Here is a 20,080-nt window from a genome sequence, read left to right on the forward strand (position 1 = left end):
TGCTCCAAATACCTCCGCCGGAGGCAAGAAAATCAAATCACACGAACGTCACTTCCCAAAGAGGTCGGTCTGCGTCTTCTCCACCACCTCGGGCACATCCAACCCAAGGTGACGCCACGCTTTTTGACCCAGCATCCGCCCGCGCGGGGTGCGCTGAATGAGGCCCTGCTGCAAAAGATAGGGTTCAATCACCTCTTCCAGCGCGTCACGGCTTTCAGACAGCGCCGCAGCAAGGGTTTCGATCCCCACCGGGCCGCCGCCGTAATGCTCTGCCATCAGGCCAAGATACCGCCGGTCGGCGCCATCCAGCCCCAGATGGTCAACCCCGAGCCGCGTAAGGGCCCCATCGGCAATCTCACGCGTGATGCGCCCATCGCCTTCGACCACGGCAAAATCCACCACGCGGCGCAAAAGCCGCCCGGCAATCCGCGGCGTGCCACGGGCGCGTTTGGCAATCTCGCGCGCGCCGTCATCATCTGCGGGCGTGCCCAGTTTGATGGCATTGCGGGTCACGATCTCATGCAACTCATCCACGGAGTAGAACTGCAGTCGCGTCGGGATGCCAAACCGGTCGCGCAAAGGGGTGGTCAGCAGGCCCAGCCGCGTGGTTGCCCCCACCAGCGTGAAGGGCTGCAATTCAATGCGCACCGTGCGGGCCGCGGGGCCTTCCCCGATCACCAGATCCAGCTCGAAATCCTCCATCGCCGGGTAAAGCACCTCTTCGACAACCGGGTTCAGCCGATGGATTTCGTCAATGAACAACACGTCATTGGTTTCGAGATTGGTCAGGATGGCTGCCAGATCCCCCGCTTTTGCCAGCACCGGGCCGCTTGTCATGCGAAAATTCACCCCAAGCTCTCGCGCCATGATCTGCGCCAGAGTGGTTTTGCCCAGACCGGGGGGGCCGTGAAACAGGACATGGTCCATGGCCTCGCCACGACGCCGGGCACTCTCGATGAAAATGCGCAGATTGGCGCGCGCCTCGGCCTGACCGATGAAATCGGTCAGCCGCTCGGGCCTGAGCGCCCGGTCCTGTTCCATCGGTTTGTCTTCAGGGCGAGGTGTGCCGCGCAATGTGGGGTCAGGATTGGTCATATGTCTGTTCTACCTGATCAGCCCTTCGGCGCCAGCAGTTTCAGCGCCGCGCGGATAAGCGTTGCGGTATCTGCCTGCGGGGCCTCCCCCATCGCCTGCGCCACGGCGGAGGCCGCTTCACCAGGGCCGTAGCCCAGATTGCCCAGCGCCGAGAGCGCCTCGCTTTGCGCGGCTGCATTGGCAGGCGGGGCTTTCGGTGTGGTTTTGCGGGGTTTGGGCGCGGCGGCCTCAATCACTTCATCTTCTACCGCGTCCATAACCTCAGAGAGCGATCCGCCCTGCCCGGCCATTGCCATGACCGACGCGGCCTTGTCTTTGAGTTCATTCACCACGCGCTGAGCGGTTTTCGGGCCAACACCCTTTGCCGCTTTCACCGCGTTCCAGTCGCCCAGCGCAATTGCGCGGCTGACCCCGTCCGGGCCCAAGGCCGAAAGGATCGCCATCGACGCCTTGGCGCCAATCCCCTGCACCGAGATCAACAGCCTGTGCCATTCCTTTTCAAGAAGCGAGGTAAAGCCGAACAGCTGCAAGATATCCTCACGCACCAGCAACTCGGTATACAGCGCCACCGCCTCCCCCGGGCCGGGCAAGGCGGACATGGTGCGATCCGAGACATAGACCAGATAGCCCACGCCGCGCACATCAATCAGAACATGATCTTCGGCGCGATATTCCAGCACCCCGGAAATTTTACCAATCATGCACTTGCCCTTTTCAATACGTCCGAAAGCCTGCCCGCGCTTTGTGCGTGAAAGGCATGGCAGATGGCAATGGCCAGCGCGTCAGAGGCATCCGCCCCTGCCAGCTTCACCCCCGGAAGCTGCATCCTGACCATATGTTCCACCTGCTGTTTGTCGGCATGCCCCACCCCAACCACGGCCTTTTTCACCGCGTTCGGCGCGTATTCCCCGATCTGCAACCCGAACCGGGCCGGCACCAGCATGGCAATCCCACGCGCCTGCCCGAGTTTCAGCGTGCCCACCGCGTCTTTGTTCACAAAGGTATGCTCCACCGCCGCTGTTTCGGGCTGATAGGTGGCAAACACATCCGAGAGCTGCTCAAACAGCGACAGGAGCCGTGGGCCAAGATCGGTGCCGCTCGAATGGCAGATCCCGTTTGCCACATGGCGCATCTTCACGCCTTCGGTGTCAATCACCCCCCAGCCAAGGTTGCGAAGCCCCGGGTCAATTCCTATGACGCGCATCCTGCGATCCTGCTCTTTGTTGTCGTTGCGGTTGTTGTCATTGCCGTCGCGTTGCGGTTTTTCCGCTGCTTCCGAATTAGCACGAAACGAGAACATGCGCCAGAACAATCCGCCTCTCCCGGCAGGTCCGCGGCGCGCGTGCCAAAACGACCTGCGAAAAACGACCCGCCTGTCGCCCCTGCGGTTTACATCGCCGCCACAGAGCCGTTTTATCAGGCAGGCAAGGTGCAAAGGGGGCGACAGATGCGCAGCGACACACAGGTGGATGTTCTGGTTATCGGTGGTGGCACGGCCGGGTTCGGCGCCGCCCTTGCCGCCGCAAGGCAAGGGCAGAGCACCCTCCTGCTCGAAGCCAGCCATAAAATTGGCGGCGTCATGGCATTTTGCCCCGGGATGCCCTGGGGGGCGGCCTATCCCTGCGATATCTCAATCGGCGGGATCATGGAGGAACTGGCCGGAAATCTGATGGCAATGGACCCGCCAGCCGCAGAAAAACGCCCCTGCACATTGGAGAATTTCGGCGCAGAGATCCAATATGACCACGACATTGCCATCACCACCATGTTCGACATGCTCGAAGAGGCGGGCGTCGCGCTTCACCTCGGGGCGACAGCCTTCAGACCTGTGATGCAGGGCAAGCGGATCCGCACGGTTGAATGTTTCGATCGTCATGGCCCCTACAAGATCCATCCCCGCATGGTGATCGACTGTTCCGGGGATGGCGATATTTCGGCAAAAGCGGGGGTGCCATATGAGCTCGGTGACACGCAGGGCAACATGATGGGGGTCACGCTCACCTTCATGATGGTGGGGGCGGATCTGGACCGGGTGTTTGCCGACCCGGACCCCTATTTCACCCGGCAGGCGGCAAAGGGCATCGCCGAGGGGCGGCTGCATCCGGACCTCGGCAAGCTTTACCTGATGCGGGGATTTCACCCCGACAGCGTGTTCTGCAACTCGGTGGTGATCCGGGGCGTCGATGGCACCGACCCGACCGCCGTAAGCCGCGCCACGCAGGAAGGGCGGCGACGCTGTCTGCAGATGGCTGCCTTCCTGCGCCGGGATATCCCGGGCTTTGAACAAGCGCGGATGATGTCGCTTGGCCCAACCGTGGGGGTGCGCGAGACCCGCAAGCTGGAAGGCCAATACAGGCTAACCGGGGCCAACCTTGCGGCGGGAACCAAATTTGCAGACGGTATCGTGGCCTGTGACAACCCGATTGATGACGTGATGCGGGCGGACGACAGCATGACCCATGATGCGATTGTCGGGGCGGGAGAGTATTATACCATCCCGTTCCGCACCCTTGTGCCAAAAGAGATCGAAAACCTGATGTTTGCCGGTCGGATCCTGTCCGCAGATCCAACCGCCTTTGCCTCGGTGCGGGGGATGCCGCAATGCATGGCCATGGGGCAGGCCTGTGGCACGGCAGCGGCGCTGGCGGGGGGTGATCCGGTGCAGGCGGTGGATCACGCGGCGCTGGTCGCAGAACTGACGGCACAGGGCGTGCGGGGGCTGGGCCGACAAGAGCTGGGAGGCAAGGATCTGACCGGCAGGTGAGTCGCAAAAGCGGCATTTGCGACAGAATCCTTTGGCGCTCGTTTGGGAGGGCGCGCCGCAACAGCCAAAGTTTTTTTGCTAAAAATCAGTTAATTCCGCCACGGCCACCCTCACTTCCAGACCATTTTCGACCTCGTGAAATACGAATGCGACCCGTTGCAAAAAATGCATAGGGGACATGCAAATTGCGGCCTTGCTCGGACCGGACAACGCCCCTAAGTGGCGCTGAGTGAGCAATGGTGCTCCCCCTTCGTTTTCTTGATCTAAGGACATGAACAATGGCTGTCTTCGAACCCACCCTGTTGAACCACGCTGGTTCTTCCTTCGGGGGCCGTCTGTCCATCGCAGTTCAGCGCGCCGTTGCCGCTGTAACCGCTTGGAATGACGCGCGCTCGACCCGTATTGCGCTGTCGAAACTGACCGACCGCGAACTGGCAGATATCGGTCTGACCCGAGCGGATATCGACGCGATCTGAGCGTAGCGATCCCGATCATAAAACGTTTCGAGATCAGGTTGCGAAACAGCATGATCTCGAAACGCACGAAACGCCGAAACATTTAGTGGTTTCCAGGCGGCATCCTCTCTCTCCCGGAGATGCCCCACCACTCAAGAAAGCCCGCAGCCTGCCTGCGGGTTTTTCTTTTCTCCGCTCCCCCCGTTGAAATGCGCCGCCAGGCGGTCCATCTCAGGTTGAGAAAAAGGAGCGCCGTCATGTCTGCCATTCAAACCGCGAGCCTGCTGGTGCTCGCCCTTTATCTGCTGGCCTTTTTTGCAGGCTCGGCGCTGGCCGCCAGATCCGCAGGGCGATCGATCTGGCTGTTTGGCAAGGCGCGCGGGCTGGATCGCCTTGCCGCAATCGGGTTTCGGGCAAGTTTTGGGCTCGCGCTGGTCGCACCTCCCCTTTATCTGATCGCGCCTGACGTCGCCAATATCGACCCGCTCTGGTGGCCCGGTCTTGGCGCAGCGGCCGTGCCCGGGCATCTGATCGCGGTGGGTGGGACCATGCTGGCCTTTGCCGCTCAGATGGCGATGGGCGCCTCCTGGCGGGTCGGGGTGCTGGCCGAGGCGACCGGCGCGCTGGTCTCGGACGGGCTTTACACCTTTTCGCGCAACCCCACCTTTCTTGGTCAGGCGATGCTGTTGGCCGGGGTCGCCCTGGCGCTTCCATCCCTTCCGGGGCTCCTCGCCGTGCTGCTGTTTGTCGGGTCCGCGCAGATCCAGATCCGCTCGGAAGAGGCCGCACTTCTGGCCCATCATGGCGATGCGTTCAACGCCTTCCGCACCCGCACCCCGCGCTGGGTTGGACGGGCCCGGAAGGGGGCTGGAACAGGTAAGACAGCGGGGTAAGCCGAGCACAATAGAAAAACCCCGCCGAGAACCCGGCGGGGCTTTGTGTTTTTGATCGGATTGTCCGAAGCGCGTCCGGAATATGCCGCGCTTACTCCTCCAGCGACAGTGCCAGGAAACGCGGCTCGCCATTGCGGCGGATCAGCAGCAGCATGGATTTGCGTCCTGCGTCACGACCTTCCTCGATCATGGCTTCGAACCCGCTCAGGCTGGTAACCTCGGTCTGTCCGGCCTCGGCGATCACATCGCCCCGACGCAGACCTTTTTCAAAGGCTTCCGAGCTTTCATCCACATCAACCACGACAAGACCGGAGGCTCCGGGATTGAGGCCCAGCTCTTCACGAAGCGTGTCATTCAGTTCCGCCAGCGTCATGCCAAGCAGCGACTTTTCGGCGGGGCTGGTCTGGTCCGGTGTCTGGCTGCCGTCATTTGAGGCCACGGCCTCTTCCCGACGGCCAAGCGTCACTTTCAGCGTTTCGGTCTGGCCACCGCGTTTCACAACAACGCGCACAGCCTTGCCCACCGGCGCATCGCCCACGATCTTGACCAGTTCACGGGTGTTGGCCACATCAATCCCGTCAAACGACAAGATCACGTCGCCCGGCTGAATGCCTGCCTCTTTCGAGGGACCATCCGGCACGTCATTGACCAGCACGCCGTTGGTTGAACTCAGGTCCAGCCCTTCCAGCATGTCCTCGGTGATGTCCTGAATGCGCACACCAAGCCAGCCACGACGGGTCTCGCCAAACTCCTGCAGCTGGCCAACCACTTTCTCAACCACATTGGAGGACATCGAGAAGCCAATCCCGATCGAGCCGCCATTGGGGCTGAGGATCGCAGTATTCACGCCGATCACTTCCCCATCCATGCTAAAGAGCGGTCCGCCCGAGTTGCCCCGGTTGATCGCCGCGTCAGTCTGGATGTAATCGTCATAGACGCCGCCAAGGCCACGGTTGCGCGCCGAGATGATGCCGGCGGAGACAGAAAAGCCCTGCCCCAGCGGGTTGCCCACGGCCATCACCCAGTCGCCCACACGCATCACGTCACTGTCGCCGAATTTCACGAAATCCAGCGGTTCATCACTTTCGACCTTGAGCAGCGCAATGTCGGTGTTCGGATCGGTGCCGATCACCTTGGCGGGGAGCTCTTTTTCACCACCAAAGAACTCGATCATGATCTCGTCCGCACCTTCGATGACATGGTTGTTGGTCACGATGAAACCGTCTTCGGAAATCACGAAGCCCGACCCCAGCGCCTGGCTGCGCCGCGGATGCGGGGCACCATTGCCCCCCGGTCCGCCTCGATCACGGTCTCGGTCGAGGAAATCACGGAAGAAATCCTCAAACGGGCTGCCTTCGGGCACCATTGGCTGCTGGCCGGCACGGCTTTCGATGATCGTGGAGGTGGTGATATTCACCACCGCCGGGCTGACCTGCTCGGCCAGATCCGCAAAGCTATCGGGCGCACCGCGCGCCTCGGCCCGAAGACCGGACACCAGCACAATCGCCGCGCTCATCACCAGTGCCACGAACATCATCATGCCCTGTGCGGGACGATGGCGTGTAATTGGAATTGCCTGCGCTCTCAAATCATCTCTCCTCGTTTTCAATCTCTGATTGGGACCCTGCTTGCGCGCGATCCCTTTGGGGACAGTCTCTAGATAGGAACAAAAATGTGCAACGCAAACTTGCACAAGGAAATGACGGGCACGTTCACCTGCTTGTGATCCCCATGCACATTCACGCGATAGGCCGGAATTGGCCGACATTCCGCCGAAGTCTCAACCTGACATTAAGGTTTGCCCGCCATAATTGCCCTGACAAACCGGTTGAGGCAATGATTTGAAGGTAGCGAACACAGCTTATCTTTCCTGCAACGGTACCTGCATACGCCTGTGCCGCCAGCTTCTGTTTGCCTTGATCCTCAGCATTTTCCCACCGGCGGCATTACTGGCAGCCGACGACCGGTGCGGTGTCCCCGATGAAGTCAATGAACTGATCGACACGGTCAGCAGATATGCAGCAAAAGATGCGGTGCTGTCCTCATTGGAACAACGCCAGTTGCGCCGCGAACTCAGCCGTGCGCAATCCGTCATCTCCGCCCGAGAGGACGATCTGGGCCTTGGCGGCTGGAAACCCGCATTCGACTGGATGGTCATCGCCACACAGGAAGCGTCCACTACAGGCCGGTTTTCGGACCCGGCAACGCTGCGCAGCCGTGTGGGTGTCCTGATCGCGGGGATGCGATTTTCCTGCAATGCCGGCGTGAGCGGTGGCAAGGGGGCTGCATTGGCCGGACAGGCGGACGGCACGATGAAAAACCGCCTGAAACGCTTTCTGGAACCGGGCGCCGCTGACTTAACGGTTTTAGAACAATCACTTGCGGGCCTTTTCCTTGTGACTTTCCTGGTGCCGATCATCATCGGAGCGATCTGGTTTGCCCATTGGATTATCCGCACCTATCACACGGAGGATGAGCCCCTGCACCCCGTATCAGAACCAATATCCACGCCGCCCCCGCCCCCCCAACCGGCCTATTCAACCAGCATGAATGTCGCATTCACGCCGCTGTGGAATTCGGTCTGGATGTTGTGGATGTCTCCATCGTCGCCCTGGATGAAATCGGTGCCCAGATTGAGCCTGTCAACTCAGGCGCATATGACCGGATCGTCGCCTTGCTTGAGGAAAGGCGTGGCAATGGCCATTGTCAGATCATGGTCGGGCCACATCGTCTCGCCTTTCTGATACTGAACCATCACCACGGGCTGGCCGCCGGTTTTTTCTCTGATCCGCTGTCGCCAGAGCTGCTCGAAACTCTGTTGAACGCCTCTGTCACGCCGCCGGTTTTCACACCAATGCCGACGGCATCATCCCCTGCGCCCAAATTGCCGGACGACCAACCGGACGACTAATACGAGTTACTGCTTTTGAGATGGCGCTGAAACGGGACATGCGGCTGACCGCAGGCTGTGGCCGCCTCTCTTGTTCCGATGTTCCGTAGGTGAAGAGCCTGCCTGAAACTGTGGCGGTGTCATGAGCTCATCGCGGCATTAAGGAAGACAACCGCAGACACAGCGCCGCACAACCGGTGCACAGGGACGTGGTTTGCTAAGGATCCCGCCCCAAACTCATCCCCCCTGAGACAACCACACCATCACCGCCCCGAGACCAACCGCACCCAGCCCGATGGCCCGGCGCTGGTCACGGGTCAATGCATTGATTGCCTGGACCAACTCATCAAGACGCGAAGGGGCCAGTGCGAACACCAGCCCCTCAATCACGAGCACAAGCCCGAAGCCTAAGAGCACAAAGCTCACTTCCGGCCCTCATCCGATTTCAGATAGTCGAAAAATTCGCTATCCGGCGAAATGACAAGCGAGGAGTTTTCACCGCTCAGCGAGGCTTCATAGGCCTGAAGCGAGCGCAGGAACGCATAGAATTCCTCATCGCGCCCAAGGGCTTCTGCCAGAATGGCATTGCGTCGGGCATCCGCCTCACCGCGAATGATCTCGGCATTTTTGCGCGCCTCTGAGGTGGTCTCCACCACGGTCCGATCTGCCGTTGCGCGCAGACGTTGGGCGGCCTCGTTACCACGGGCAATTTCGTCCGCGGCAAGACGCTGACGTTCGGCCCGCATCCGTTCAAACGTTGCCTCAAGGTTCTGCTTTGGCAGGTCGGCGCTTTTGATCCGCACGTCGATCACTTCGATACCAAGATCCTGCGCCTGGCTTCTGGCCCGGTCGCGGATCTGGTTCATCAGGAGGATCCGGTCAGCCGACAGAACCACCCCCGAATTGACCTTACCCAGAACGGCACGCAGTTCGGCGTTCAGAATGCGTTCCAGACGGGAGGCCGCACCAGCAATCCCACCGGCTCCAACGGAACGGCGAAACTCCTTGGCGTCCGTAATGCGCCAGCGGGCAAAGGCGTCCACTTCCAGACGGCGCCCATCAGCCGGCGTCACCTCAAGCTTGCGGGTATCAAGCGGCAGGATCCGGTCATCATATTTCACGATTTCGTCGATCAGCGGCACTTTGAAATAAAGGCCGGGATCACGCACCTCTTCCTTCACTTCACCAAAGCGCAGTTTCAGAGCGGTTTCGCGTTCATCCACGATATAGACGGCCTGCAGCACGGCCACGACAGCGACGACAGCAACACCAATCAACATTTGTGTCTTGCGCATCAGTTCGACCCTCCGCTGGATTTGTTCAGCTCATTGAGCGGCAGATAGGGCACAACGCCCCCTTCCCCGCCAACCGGGCCATCAATGATCACCTTATTCACCGACGCCATGACCTTTTCGAGGGTTTCGAGGTAAAGGCGTTTGCGCGTCACATCCTGTGCCTTGGCATATTCCTCATACACGGCGATGAAACGGGCGGCTTCCCCTTCGGCCTCGTTCACGACCTTGGCGCGATACCCTTCGGCCTCTTCCAAAAGCTGCGCGGCCTCACCACGGGCGGCAGCCACCACACGGTTGGCATAGGCGTCAGCCTGTTTTTGCAACGTGTCACGGGTTTGCTCAGCGGCCTGAACTTCACGGAAGCTGTCGATCACTTCGCGCGGCGGGTCAGCACGGTCAAAGTTCACGCGCACGATGTTCACCCCGGCCTCATAGCCATCCAGGGTCTGCTGGATCAGATCCTGCAGTTCCTGCTGAATGACCCCACGGTCCGAGGTCAGGATCGGCGCCAGCTGGGAGCGGGCGATGATCTCGCGCATGGCCGATTCCGACACGGCGCGAATGGTGTCTTCGGGGGCTGCGAGGTTGTAGACGAACGCCTCGATATCCGAAATGTTCCAGACCACCTGGAAATCAATATCGACGATATTTTCATCCCCGGTCAGCATCAGGCCGGAATTGCCCTCGCCAATATTGATGATGTTTTCACGGGTCACCGGATAGATTTCCTTGGTTACCACCGGCCAGGGGGCAAAGTTCAGACCTTCCTGACCCACCCCGTAACGAGCCCCAAACAGCTGTTCGACCGATTGTTCCGAGGTATCAACGCGATAGAAGCTGGCAAACACCCAGACACCGGCAGCGGCCAAAGCCCCCAGCATCAGCGTGCCGCGACCGATCCCCGGCCCACCTGTGCCAGATCCCGAACCACCACGGCGTCCATCAGAACGGCCGCCCATCAGAACACGCAGCTGCTCTTGCCCCTTCTTCATCAACTCGTCGATTTCGGGGATCGGTTGGTCCCCGGGGCGCTGGGGACGATTGCCCCCCCGATTGCCGCCCTGTTTGTCGCCACCCGAACCGCCGCGGTTTCCACCGCCGCCCCAGGGGCCGCCATTATCGCTGGCCATGTGGTTATTGTCCTTATCTGGTCAAAGCATCAGAGCAATAACTGGCCTTTCGGGAGTGATTTTTCAAGGGAAAGCCCCTCTCATGCGTGGGATTTTCAGGCCTTCGGGGAGGATTTGCAGAAAAACCAGAAAACTAGTTTTCTAGTTTTCTAGTTTTCTAGTTTTCTAGTTTTCTAGTTTTCTAGTTTTCTAGTTTTCTAGTTTTCTGTGAAAACGGTGCTCCTGTCCCGGAGCACAAGCCCTAAAGCGTTTCGACGTTCACCTGAGGCAGGAAAAAGTCGAAACGCTGTAAATGAAACGCGCGCCCCAAAAAGCGCGCGTCCTCTTCTGCTTTCAACGGTGTAACTCAGTCGCGCCGTGTGGGTGTTTTCATCAACACAATCTCTTCCGACATGGTCGGGTGCACCGCCACGGTGCGATCAAAATCTGCTTTGGTGGCCCCCATTTTCACCGCCACCGCTGCCAGCTGGATCATCTCACCCGCGCCCGGTCCAACGATATGAACCCCCAGCACTTTCTGGCTTGCCTGGCTCACCACCAGTTTGAACAGAACACGTTCGTCGGAGCCGATAAAGCTGGACTGCATCGGGCGGAACGCAGCTGTGTAGACGTCGATTTTTTCGGCGGCACGGGCCTCTTCCTCGCTCATGCCCACCGTGCCATATTCCGGCTGGGTAAACACGGCAGAGGCGACATTCTCGTGATCCGGGCTGGTCGGGTTGCCGTTGAACACGGTTTCCACAAAAGCCATCGCCTCGCGGATGGCCACCGGCGTCAGGGTGATCCGGTTGGTCACATCCCCCACGGCATAGATCGACGGGACCGAGGTCTGGCTGTATTGATCAACAACCACTTCCCCGCCACGACCCAGCTCAACCCCGGCCTCGGCCAGGCCCAGCCCGTCGGTATTGGGCACACGGCCGGTTGCGAACATCACCTGATCGAACATTTCTTCACGCCCATCGGTGCCCTTGACCCAGATGGCCCCGTCACGGCGCTCCATCCGTTCCACTTCCAGCCCCACATGCAGGTCCACCCCGCGCGCAGAGATATGCTCCGCCAGAAATCCGCGCACCTCGTCATCAAAGCCACGCAGGATCTGTGCCCCCCGATACCATTGCGCCACATGCGCACCGAGACCGTTGAAAATACACGCAAATTCCGTAGCGATATAACCCCCGCCAACAATCAGGATGCGCTTGGGGAAGGTGTCGAGGTTGAAGACCTCGTTTGAGGTAATGCCAAGATCCTGCGCGCCGGGCGTATCAGGCAGGAAGGGGCGCCCGCCCGTGGCCACCAGGATATGCTTTGCGGTGAAGGTTTCCCCCGTGGACAGCGCCACCGTATGGGCATCCTTCACCACCGCGCGTGCATTGAAAATATCCGCGCCGGAATTGCCCAGGTTGCGCTGATAGATCCCCTCAAGCCGATCCAGTTCCGCATGCAGCATCGGCTGAAACTGCCCCCAGTCGAACACACCTGCCGCATTGCCGCGCCAGCCATATTTCGCAGCCTCATCTGCCGCCGGGCCATAGTGGGACGCAAACACCATCAGCTTTTTCGGCACGCAGCCGCGGATGACGCAGGTGCCGCCCATGCGGAACTCTTCTGCCAGCGCCACTTTCGCCCCGCCCTCTGCCGCCACCCGGCCCGCGCGCACGCCGCCGGACCCGCCACCGATGACAAACAGGTCATAGTCAAATTCGCTCGCAGTGGTGTTCATGGTCGTCCCTTCCGAAATCAAGTTGACGAGAACCTAGGGGCAAGGGGGAAAGGTTTCCAGAGTGGGAACGTGCGATTTTTCAACAAGCGGTCACAAAGCCGCGATCAGCGCGCGGGTCCGACAGTCCGGCGGGCGGGACATAACGGGACATAAAGAGAGCCACCGCAGGCTGGAAAAGTTTAAACTTCGGCGTTTTTGATGTTCGAAAGTTTAAACTTTCCCCTCGGGAGGGTCACAAATCTTTAAAGATATTGTCGGTTTCGACAAACTCGATCCGGTCTTCCTCAAACGTGCCTTCATTGATGTCGATCACCTCAACCCGGCCATCGCCATGCCCCACGACAACCACGTCACAGATGTCGATGAACAGGCCGTTCTCCACCACGCCGGGGATCTGGTTCAGCACCATCGACAATTTGCGCGGATCACCGATGCGTTTCAGATGCAGGTCAAGAATGTAATTGCCCTCATCCGAAAGAAAGGGCTGGTCCCCGTTCATGCGCAGCGTGGTGGTCTGGCCCAGCACATCCATGGAGATCAGCATTTCTTCGACCAGGTTTTTCGACGTCTGCCAGCCGAACGGAACCACTTCCAAAGGCAGGGGAAAGGCGCCAAGTTGCTCAACCGATTTTGACGGGTCGGCAATCACCACCATGCGGTCTGACGCGGTTGCAACAATCTTTTCAAGCAGATGCGCCCCGCCGCCCCCTTTGATCAGGCAAAGGTCCGCGTCAAATTCATCGGTGCCGTCAATGGTCAGGTCCAGCCATTTGACCTCATCCAGGCCGGCCACCGGAATGCCCTGCGCCCGTGCAAGCTCTGCGGTGCGCACCGAGGTGGGAACACCGGTGACGCGCAAACCTTCTTCGCGCACAAGCTCGCCAAGGCAGCGCACCATCCAGGCGGCGGTTGACCCCGTTCCAAGGCCTACGCGCATCCCGTCCTCGACAAATTCCACTGCACGTTTGGCGGCGACGAACTTGGCGGTATCGATGGGTGACAATTCGCCGGACATGGCGCCCCCTCCTCTTAAGACACTGTTTTGGCGGTTATAAATCAGTTGTCGCCCCATGGCGAGAGGGTCTGATCCGACCGCTGCGAAAGGGGCGCTGCCCCTCGGCTCTTCGAGCCTCACCCCGGGATATTTTCAGCAAGGAAAAGAGAGGCTTAGCGCGCCCATGCTGATCGCTGGACATTCTGAAAAGATTGCACCAGCATGGGGGCGGATACGGTCGTTCTGGAGTGCGGCAAACGGCATGGGCAGGTTTTTCTTTATCGCGTTGGGCTGGGGCGCCGTGGGCCTTGGCCTGTTGGGTATCGTGCTGCCGGTGGTGCCGACCACCCCCTTTCTGCTGGTGGCCGCGTTTGCCTTTGGGAAATCCAGCCCCCGGGCGCGCAAATGGCTGATTGAGCACGCCCATTTTGGTCCGACCATTCGGGATTGGGAAGAACGAGGCGCGATTTCCCGGCGCGCGAAACTTCTGGCAACCAGCATGATGGCATTGGTGATTGCGTTTTCGGTGTGGAAGGGATTGCCGCTTTGGGTTCTGACCCTGCAGGGGATTTTGATCGCGGCGGGCGCAGCTTTTGTGCTCACACGTCCTGACTAAGCACGAATATGTCGCTTTCCGCCCGTCATATGTTCTAAAATTTGCCATGCTGGGGTCTATTGCTTGTTGACCAAATGCGCGAGGGTCTCATGTTCCTGTCTGTCTTTGACATGTTCAAGGTTGGGGTTGGCCCCAGTTCGTCCCACACGATGGGACCGATGGTGGCCGGCGGTCGGTTTCTGGATCTGCTGCGTGAGCAGCCGTTTCAGGTGGCTGGGTTGCGGGCGTCCCTACACGGGTCTTTGGCCTTTACCGGCGTGGGTCATGCCACGGACCGGGCAACCATTCTGGGCCTCGCTGGGTTTCTGCCCGACAGCTATGAACATGCGGCGGCAGAGGCCTGCCTGGATGCCATCAACGCCAGCAAGACGGTCAACCCGGAGGGGTTGGGGGCGCTGAAATTCGATCCTGCCGCGGACCTGATCTTTGACTATGACCACCCGCTGCCCGGCCACGCCAATGGCATGGTGCTGATGGCCACGGATGCGCAGGGTGATGTTGTGGTTCGCGAGACCTATTACTCGATCGGTGGGGGGTTCGTGGTGACCGAGGCCGAACAGGCCGAAGAGCCGGTTCGCGACAAGGAAGATGCAAAAACCCATCCTTACCCCTTTGAAACCGCAGCACAAATGCTTGAGATGGCAGCCACGTCCGGCAAGTCGATTGCCGAGATGAAACGCGCCAATGAGCTGGAACATATGGGGCCGGCCTCGCTGGATGCGGGCATCACGCGCCTGTGGCAGGTGATGGAGGATTGCATCACCCGCGGGCTGGATCGCGAGGGCATCCTGCCCGGTGGCCTGTCGGTGAAACGACGCGCGCGCGGCATTTACGAAGCGTTGCAGGCGGAGAAGGGGCTGAACCTGACCGCCCCTCATACGATCAATGACTGGATGAGCGTCTATGCGATGGCGGTGAACGAAGAAAACGCCGCAGGTGGACAGGTGGTCACCGCCCCGACCAACGGGGCGGCGGGGGTATTGCCTGCAACCATCATGTACTGGCTCAACCATGTGCCGGGGGCAAGCCGCGACAAGATCGGTGAGTTCCTTTTGACCGCGTCGGCGATTGGCGGGATCGTCAAGCACAATGCCTCGATTTCAGGGGCCGAGGCAGGCTGTCAGGCGGAGGTCGGATCGGCCAGTGCCATGGCGGCGGCCGGGCTGTGCGCCGTGATGGGCGGCACGCCGATGCAGGTGGAAAACGCCGCTGAGATCGCGCTGGAACACCACCTCGGCCTGACCTGCGACCCGATCAAGGGGCTGGTTCAGGTGCCGTGTATCGAACGCAATGGCGTGGGGGCGATCAAGGCGGTCTCGGCGGCGTCGCTTTCGCTGCGCGGGGATGGCACCCATCTTGTGCCGCTGGATGCCTGTGTGAAAACCATGTTCGAAACCGGGCAGGACATGATGGAGAAGTATAAAGAGACCTCTCTGGGCGGGCTTGCCGTGAATGTGCCAAACTGCTGATCCGTCATAGGGTGAATTGACTTCTGACCGGGGCGGCGTAGGGTCGCCTCATGTCCGGTTCCGTCACCTCCCCCACCACTCATGACCGCCCCTTCCTTGGCATCCTGTTGATGTTGGGATTTTGCATGTTGGTGCCGTTGTCAGATGCCCAGGCCAAGGCGTTGGGAGGAGAGGTGGCGCTTTTGGCCCTGATCACCCTGCGATTTCTGTTTCCCCTTTTGCTTTACCCTTGGCTGAAGGCGCGCAATATCCCATGCCTGCCGCCCAAGGGCACCCGGATCTGGATGCTGGCGCGCGCACTGGTTTTGCTGATCTCGATGGGGTTGATGTATCAGTCGCTGCGGTTTCTGCCACTGGCGGATGCGGTGGCGATTGCCTTTGTGGCTCCGTTCATCATGCTGGCCCTTGGGGCGCTGGTGCTGGGCGAACAGGTTGGGCCACACCGGATTGGCGCCGCCCTGGTTGGTTTCATCGGCACGCTTCTGGTGATCCAGCCCAATTTTGTGGCGGTGGGGCTGGTGGCGCTCATGCCGCTGGGGGTCGCGCTTGGCTTTGCTATCTTTGCGATGATCACGCGCAAAATGTCACGCGCGATGGATCCGCTGGCGATCCAGGTGGCCAATGGATCTCTCGGTGCTGTCATTTTACTGCCGCTCTGGGGCATTGCCGGGACAGGCGCCCTGCCGCCGCTGCATCTTGTGCCGGATCTGGTGGTGTTCGGCGTGATCGGAACCGCGTCGGCAATTTTGATGACCGCCAGCCTGAAATATGCCCCTTCTGCCACGCTGGCACCGATGCAATATCTGGAAATTCCCTTCGCCACGCTGATTGGCTGGCTTGCCTTTCACGACCTGCCCAACGGGCTTGCCGCGCTGGGGATCGCCATTACCGTGGCAGCCGGGCTTTACGTGATTGCGCGCGAGCACAGGCAGGCGCGGCGGCAGGCACAGTCTCAGGCACGGCGCCCAGCCTGACAGTCTGGCTTACACACGCAGGGCCTTGATGACCGCACCAAGATGGGCGCGCGGCAGGATCACCAGCATGCCTGGCCGATCAAAGGACAGGGTCACGTGGCCCTCGGCCACCTCATTTGAGGTCCCGACCCGCCCCCAGGGAGACAGGGTCAGCCCGTCGACCGGCCAACGCAATCCGGTGCAGTTCCCGGTCACTTCCGCCATCGGGAAAAGTGACAAACGCGTCCCCAATGGCAGCGCCAGCTTGATATTGTCCGCAAGGTGGAAACAAAGATCCTCCTCCCCCAGCAAGACACAGGGCGCGGTGCTGCGCACCAAGGCGTTGTAACAGGCAAGTTCGTGATCCAGCCGTCCGCCCATGAACCCAACCCCCAGCACCAAAGGCGCCTGTCCCTGCTCAACCGCCCATTGCAGCGCCTTGTCGAAATCCGTTCGGTTCTGGTCGGGGGTTTCCACAACACAGGCAGGGTCGAACGCGGCGCGAACCTCGGGGGTCAGACTGTCCAGATCCCCGACCACCGCCTCTGGCATCAGATCCAGCGACGCAGCGGTCCCGGCCGCCCCATCCACCGCCACGAGGCGGGGGGCAAATTCAAGGCTCTCAAGCAGAATCGAGTGGTTAACCCGCCCCCCTCCAAGCAGTGTTATTGACGCCAATTGTTGCAAAATATCCCCTTTCATGCGGTTATTGTTTCCAAATCGGCAAAAAAACACATTCCTGCCCAGAAAAAATACCGCGATTTTCCCGGTTTTGTTCATTTTCCCGAACCAGTGCATGGTAAACAGGTTCCTGCTGGATCGGGGGAGAAAGCGAGTTATTTATGGTGAGCAATAGCAAGATTCTCACTGTATCTTACGGCACATTTTCGTGCACGTTGGAGGGTTTTGACGAACCTTTCAACACGATGAAGTCAATTGCGGAGTATTTCCGTGATCTGGCGGCAGACGATCGCTACTTCGGCGCGGAACCACCCACGCCGGACGCAGAGATGCTGCATCGCATCGCTGAACGTGAGATTCAGAAACGGGTTGAAGCCCGTGTGGAAAAGGACGGTGTCGTCCTGCGTCAGGCTGATGCCGACGTGACCACCCAAACCGCCATTGGCGCAACCGCCGTGGAGGCGGGTCACCTGTTGACCGACGCGTCCACCGCCGCCGCTGAAAGCTCCGCTTCCGAACACACCCCCACATCGCAGCCCGACATTGCTCAGGACGCGCCGACCCCGTCAGTGACTGAGGATGAGGACATCGCCCAACCGGAGGCTCTGATTGCAGAGGCTCCGGTTGCAGAAGCCCCGCAGACCGATGACGCACCGCTGAACACACCTGTTTCCGGCTCGATTGCTGACAAGCTCAGCCGCATTCGCGCGGTGGTCGATGAAAAGCGCGCCGAAGGGGCCGCAGCCTTTGTCGCCACCGATCAATATGCCGAAGATCAGGACCTGGATCGGACTGACGTTTCCAATCTCTTTGTTGATGCCGACGAGATTGAAGACCTTCCGGATGCCGTCGAGGCCGAGGTCGAAATGGACATTGCTGCGCAGGATGCGGAGGACGAGGACGCCCAGCCCCCTCAGGACCTGCATTCTGAGGATGACGAAGACACCCAACCTGACGCTCTGACCGCGGAAGAAGAAGAGAATCTGTCTCCGGCAGAGATCCGCAAACTGCGTCGCTCTCGCCGCGCCCAGCGCGCCCAACGTCTGCGTGAACTTGCACGCGCAGAACTGGCCGCACAGGATTTGGCGCAAGACGAGGATGAGGACGACGCGCAACCGGTTTCTGAACTGCAGGAGCAGGGGCTTGAAGAGGACGCTCAGTCCCGTGAGGACGCGCAGGAAGAAAGCCTGCAGGACGAAGATCTGGAAGACGAGAACGACATTGCAGAGGGCTCCTCGTCCATTTCGTCCGTTCTTGCCACGGTCGCGAAACATGGGCGCAGCAATGTGACCCTCGACGACGAGGCAGCCGATCAGGACAACCAACCTTCCGCATCTGTTGCAGAAACTGCTGAGCCTGAAGCTCTCGATCAGGACCGCGGACAGGGTGAGGATACGATTTCCGGGATCCTGTCGCGACTGAACAACGAGCCCAAGGCGGAAGAGGCAAGCGCAGAAATCACTGAGCCTGAAATCTCCGAGAGTGCCGAAACCGACGCTGATCTTGCCGAACAGGATGACATCGCCCCGGAAGATACCGATCTGGACATGACCGAAGAAGCGGCCACGGAGCGCGATGACCTGCACGCCGAGGAGACTGCCGAAGAGGACGCTGCCCAGGAAGAGGACACCTCCCCTCGCCCGGTCGCTCTGCGCAAACCCCGTGTGATTCGTGTGCGCCACGTGAAAGGCGGACAGCTTTCGCCCCCCAAGGACGATGCATCGCAGGACAATGAAAATGCAATGCTGACCCCGGAGGCTGAGGCTGAGCTGATGGCAGAGCTGGCTGAGGCGGAAGCCGAGGCCGTTGCCGCGCAGACAGACGAAATCTCTGATCAGGCCCCTCAGATTGAAGACGCACCCGCCATCGAGGAGGCCCCCGCCGAAGTCGCCACAGAAGAGCGCGCTGAAACACGTGATCTGCCGAAGCTCACCGCATTTGATGATGGTGGCGTCAGCGACAGCGAAGACGCGCTGGACCGGCTGCTGGCTGAGGCCGACACGCATATGGCCAGCACCGAGGTAAGCCGCCGCCGGTCTGCCATCGCACATCTCAAGGCCGCTGTTCAGGCCAAACGCGCAGATGACACACATGAGGATGCATCGGGTAAAAATGGTGACGACAGCGTCGGCGCCTATCGCGATGACCTTGCCCGTGTTGTGCGTCCGCGTCGCCCCGGCATTTCCGGAGGGTCGTCGCGCCGGATGCCTCCCCTGGTTCTGGTGTCAGAACAACGCGTTGACGAAATGGAAACAATCGAGGAAGCCCCAGCGGTTCCGGCCTCCAGTGACATCGTGCGCCCGCGCCGCGTTCTGCGTAACCCGCAGGCCGACCTCGCACAGGATGAAATCTCTGAAGACACGGCAACCGAACAGCTGGATGCCGGGTTTATCGACTATGTCGAACAAACCGGTGCCCATGAGCTGGGAGAGCTGCTGGAAGCTGCGGCCTGCCACACCGTGCTGCTGAACGGGTATGAAAGCTTTACCCGTCCCCGCGTGATGGGCATGGTGCGCCGCTATGTAGGCGAAGAGGAGTTTTCGCGTGAAGAAGGTCTGCGCGCCTTTGGAAAACTGCTGCGCGAAGGGCGGATCAAACGCCTGAAACGCGGCCAGTTTGCCCTGACCGAAAGCACCCGCTTCCGTCCCGGCAGCGGGTCAGACGGAGAGACCGACGGGCGCCAATCTGCGTGACCCGGCATCAAACAGAAAAAGGCCCCTGCGCTGCGGGGGCCTTTTTTGTGGTGAGACTTTTTAGAGCGATACCGGCATCAACCATTCCGCCATCAACCGTTCCGTTTGTCTTCGTCTTTCAGTGCATATTTCCCTGCCGGGTCGTGTGGGTAGTTGGCAGGATCCTCGTCCGGATCAGCCTTTCCCACCCCAAGGAACACTTTCTTGAACGGCAGCATCCAGAGGAAACCAAGACCAACATAGATGATCAGCTCCAGCCAGATCGGCGGGCGATTGAACAGCGACACAACCCAGATCGCCATGATGATATAGGCGGGCAAACCCAGCACAAGGATGAGCAGGGACAGGCGCTTGCGGGTTTTGTAACTCAGGGCCATCGGCGTTTCCTTCGTTTGAAAAAGGCGGGCAACGGTTTCCCGCACCCGCCTT

The 20,080-nt window shown here is 60.2% G+C and carries 19 protein-coding genes; 8 read left to right on the forward strand and 11 right to left on the reverse strand.

Annotated features, from left to right (window positions below):
* Positions 1-48: 48 nt before the first annotated feature.
* From ruvB to ruvC, 3 genes are read right to left on the reverse strand one after another with little or no spacing between them, the layout of a single operon-like run.
* On the reverse strand, positions 49-1,095 hold the full coding sequence (gene ruvB, locus XMD517_RS05695; RefSeq protein ID WP_173486557.1) for a Holliday junction branch migration DNA helicase RuvB: 1,047 nt from the start codon (positions 1,093-1,095) through the stop codon (positions 49-51).
* A gap of 17 nt (positions 1,096-1,112) precedes the next feature.
* On the reverse strand, positions 1,113-1,796 hold the full coding sequence (gene ruvA / locus XMD517_RS05700; protein WP_173486558.1) for a Holliday junction branch migration protein RuvA: 684 nt from the start codon (positions 1,794-1,796) through the stop codon (positions 1,113-1,115).
* Positions 1,793-2,299 carry a crossover junction endodeoxyribonuclease RuvC gene (gene ruvC / locus XMD517_RS05705; RefSeq protein ID WP_173486559.1) on the reverse strand — a complete coding sequence of 169 codons (507 nt, stop codon included), beginning with the start codon at positions 2,297-2,299 and terminating at the stop codon, positions 1,793-1,795. Before ruvC ends, ruvA begins: the two co-directional genes overlap by 4 nt.
* 243 nt (positions 2,300-2,542) lie before the next feature.
* On the opposite strand from ruvC, the gene XMD517_RS05710 reads away from it, so the two are divergent.
* From XMD517_RS05710 to XMD517_RS05720, 3 genes are all read left to right on the forward strand, one after another.
* Entirely contained in the window at positions 2,543-3,859 is a 1,317-nt protein-coding gene (locus XMD517_RS05710; RefSeq protein WP_173486560.1) for an FAD-dependent oxidoreductase, read from the forward strand.
* A gap of 278 nt (positions 3,860-4,137) precedes the next feature.
* On the forward strand, positions 4,138-4,335 hold the full coding sequence (locus XMD517_RS05715) for a DUF1127 domain-containing protein (RefSeq protein WP_173486561.1): 198 nt from the start codon (positions 4,138-4,140) through the stop codon (positions 4,333-4,335).
* 236 nt (positions 4,336-4,571) lie between these two features.
* On the forward strand, positions 4,572-5,207 hold the full coding sequence (locus XMD517_RS05720) for an isoprenylcysteine carboxylmethyltransferase family protein (protein ID WP_173486562.1): 636 nt from the start codon (positions 4,572-4,574) through the stop codon (positions 5,205-5,207).
* 91 nt (positions 5,208-5,298) lie between these two features.
* On the opposite strand, the gene XMD517_RS05725 is transcribed toward XMD517_RS05720, so the two are convergent.
* A complete protein-coding gene (locus XMD517_RS05725) occupies positions 5,299-6,747 on the reverse strand; it encodes a Do family serine endopeptidase (protein ID WP_254450067.1) in 1,449 nt (482 codons plus the stop codon).
* Positions 6,748-7,048: 301 nt separating this feature from the next.
* Here XMD517_RS05725 and XMD517_RS05730 point away from each other — a divergent pair, with 301 nt between their 5' ends.
* Positions 7,049-7,951 carry a hypothetical protein gene (locus tag XMD517_RS05730; RefSeq protein ID WP_173487931.1) on the forward strand — a complete coding sequence of 301 codons (903 nt, stop codon included), beginning with the start codon at positions 7,049-7,051 and terminating at the stop codon, positions 7,949-7,951.
* Between the two features lie 383 nt (positions 7,952-8,334).
* Here XMD517_RS05730 and XMD517_RS05735 read toward each other — a convergent pair whose 3' ends face one another.
* From XMD517_RS05735 to rpiA, 5 genes are all read right to left on the reverse strand, one after another.
* Complete coding sequence (locus XMD517_RS05735) at positions 8,335-8,523, reverse strand: DUF2065 domain-containing protein (RefSeq protein WP_055189436.1); 189 nt, start codon at positions 8,521-8,523, stop codon at positions 8,335-8,337.
* Entirely contained in the window at positions 8,520-9,392 is an 873-nt protein-coding gene (hflC, locus tag XMD517_RS05740; protein WP_173486565.1) for a protease modulator HflC, read from the reverse strand. Before hflC ends, XMD517_RS05735 begins: the two co-directional genes overlap by 4 nt.
* Positions 9,392-10,522: an FtsH protease activity modulator HflK gene (gene hflK, locus XMD517_RS05745; protein ID WP_173486566.1), complete on the reverse strand. Its 1,131-nt coding sequence runs from the start codon at positions 10,520-10,522 to the stop codon at positions 9,392-9,394. The genes hflC and hflK overlap by 1 nt, the downstream gene beginning before the upstream one ends.
* 346 nt (positions 10,523-10,868) lie before the next feature.
* Positions 10,869-12,245, reverse strand: a complete 1,377-nt coding sequence (gene gor / locus XMD517_RS05750) for a glutathione-disulfide reductase (RefSeq protein WP_173486567.1) — start codon at positions 12,243-12,245, stop codon at positions 10,869-10,871.
* Between the two features lie 232 nt (positions 12,246-12,477).
* Positions 12,478-13,260 carry a ribose-5-phosphate isomerase RpiA gene (rpiA, locus tag XMD517_RS05755; protein WP_173486568.1) on the reverse strand — a complete coding sequence of 261 codons (783 nt, stop codon included), beginning with the start codon at positions 13,258-13,260 and terminating at the stop codon, positions 12,478-12,480.
* Positions 13,261-13,423: 163 nt separating this feature from the next.
* On the opposite strand from rpiA, the gene XMD517_RS05760 reads away from it, so the two are divergent.
* The 3 genes from XMD517_RS05760 to XMD517_RS05770 all read left to right on the forward strand — a co-directional run bounded on the left by XMD517_RS05760 (position 13,424) and on the right by XMD517_RS05770 (position 16,298).
* A complete protein-coding gene (locus XMD517_RS05760) occupies positions 13,424-13,855 on the forward strand; it encodes a YbaN family protein (RefSeq protein WP_254449712.1) in 432 nt (143 codons plus the stop codon).
* Between the two features lie 89 nt (positions 13,856-13,944).
* Positions 13,945-15,324, forward strand: coding sequence for an L-serine ammonia-lyase (locus XMD517_RS05765; RefSeq protein WP_173486691.1), 1,380 nt, complete (start codon positions 13,945-13,947; stop codon positions 15,322-15,324).
* 50 nt (positions 15,325-15,374) lie between these two features.
* Positions 15,375-16,298 carry a DMT family transporter gene (locus tag XMD517_RS05770; protein WP_173486569.1) on the forward strand — a complete coding sequence of 308 codons (924 nt, stop codon included), beginning with the start codon at positions 15,375-15,377 and terminating at the stop codon, positions 16,296-16,298.
* Positions 16,299-16,307: 9 nt separating this feature from the next.
* Here XMD517_RS05770 and XMD517_RS05775 read toward each other — a convergent pair whose 3' ends face one another.
* Complete coding sequence (locus XMD517_RS05775; protein ID WP_173486570.1) at positions 16,308-16,979, reverse strand: thiamine diphosphokinase; 672 nt, start codon at positions 16,977-16,979, stop codon at positions 16,308-16,310.
* A 140-nt stretch (positions 16,980-17,119) separates the two neighbouring features.
* Between XMD517_RS05775 and XMD517_RS05780 the strand changes: the two genes are divergently transcribed.
* Positions 17,120-19,651, forward strand: a complete 2,532-nt coding sequence (locus tag XMD517_RS05780; RefSeq protein ID WP_173487932.1) for a hypothetical protein — start codon at positions 17,120-17,122, stop codon at positions 19,649-19,651.
* A gap of 92 nt (positions 19,652-19,743) precedes the next feature.
* On the opposite strand, the gene XMD517_RS05785 is transcribed toward XMD517_RS05780, so the two are convergent.
* Entirely contained in the window at positions 19,744-20,028 is a 285-nt protein-coding gene (locus tag XMD517_RS05785; protein ID WP_055190454.1) for a DUF2842 domain-containing protein, read from the reverse strand.
* Between the last annotated feature and the right edge of the window lie 52 nt (positions 20,029-20,080).

Source organism: Aliiroseovarius sp. xm-d-517, from assembly GCF_013283135.1.
In the GTDB taxonomy this organism is placed as follows: Bacteria; Pseudomonadota; Alphaproteobacteria; order Rhodobacterales; family Rhodobacteraceae; genus Aliiroseovarius; species Aliiroseovarius crassostreae.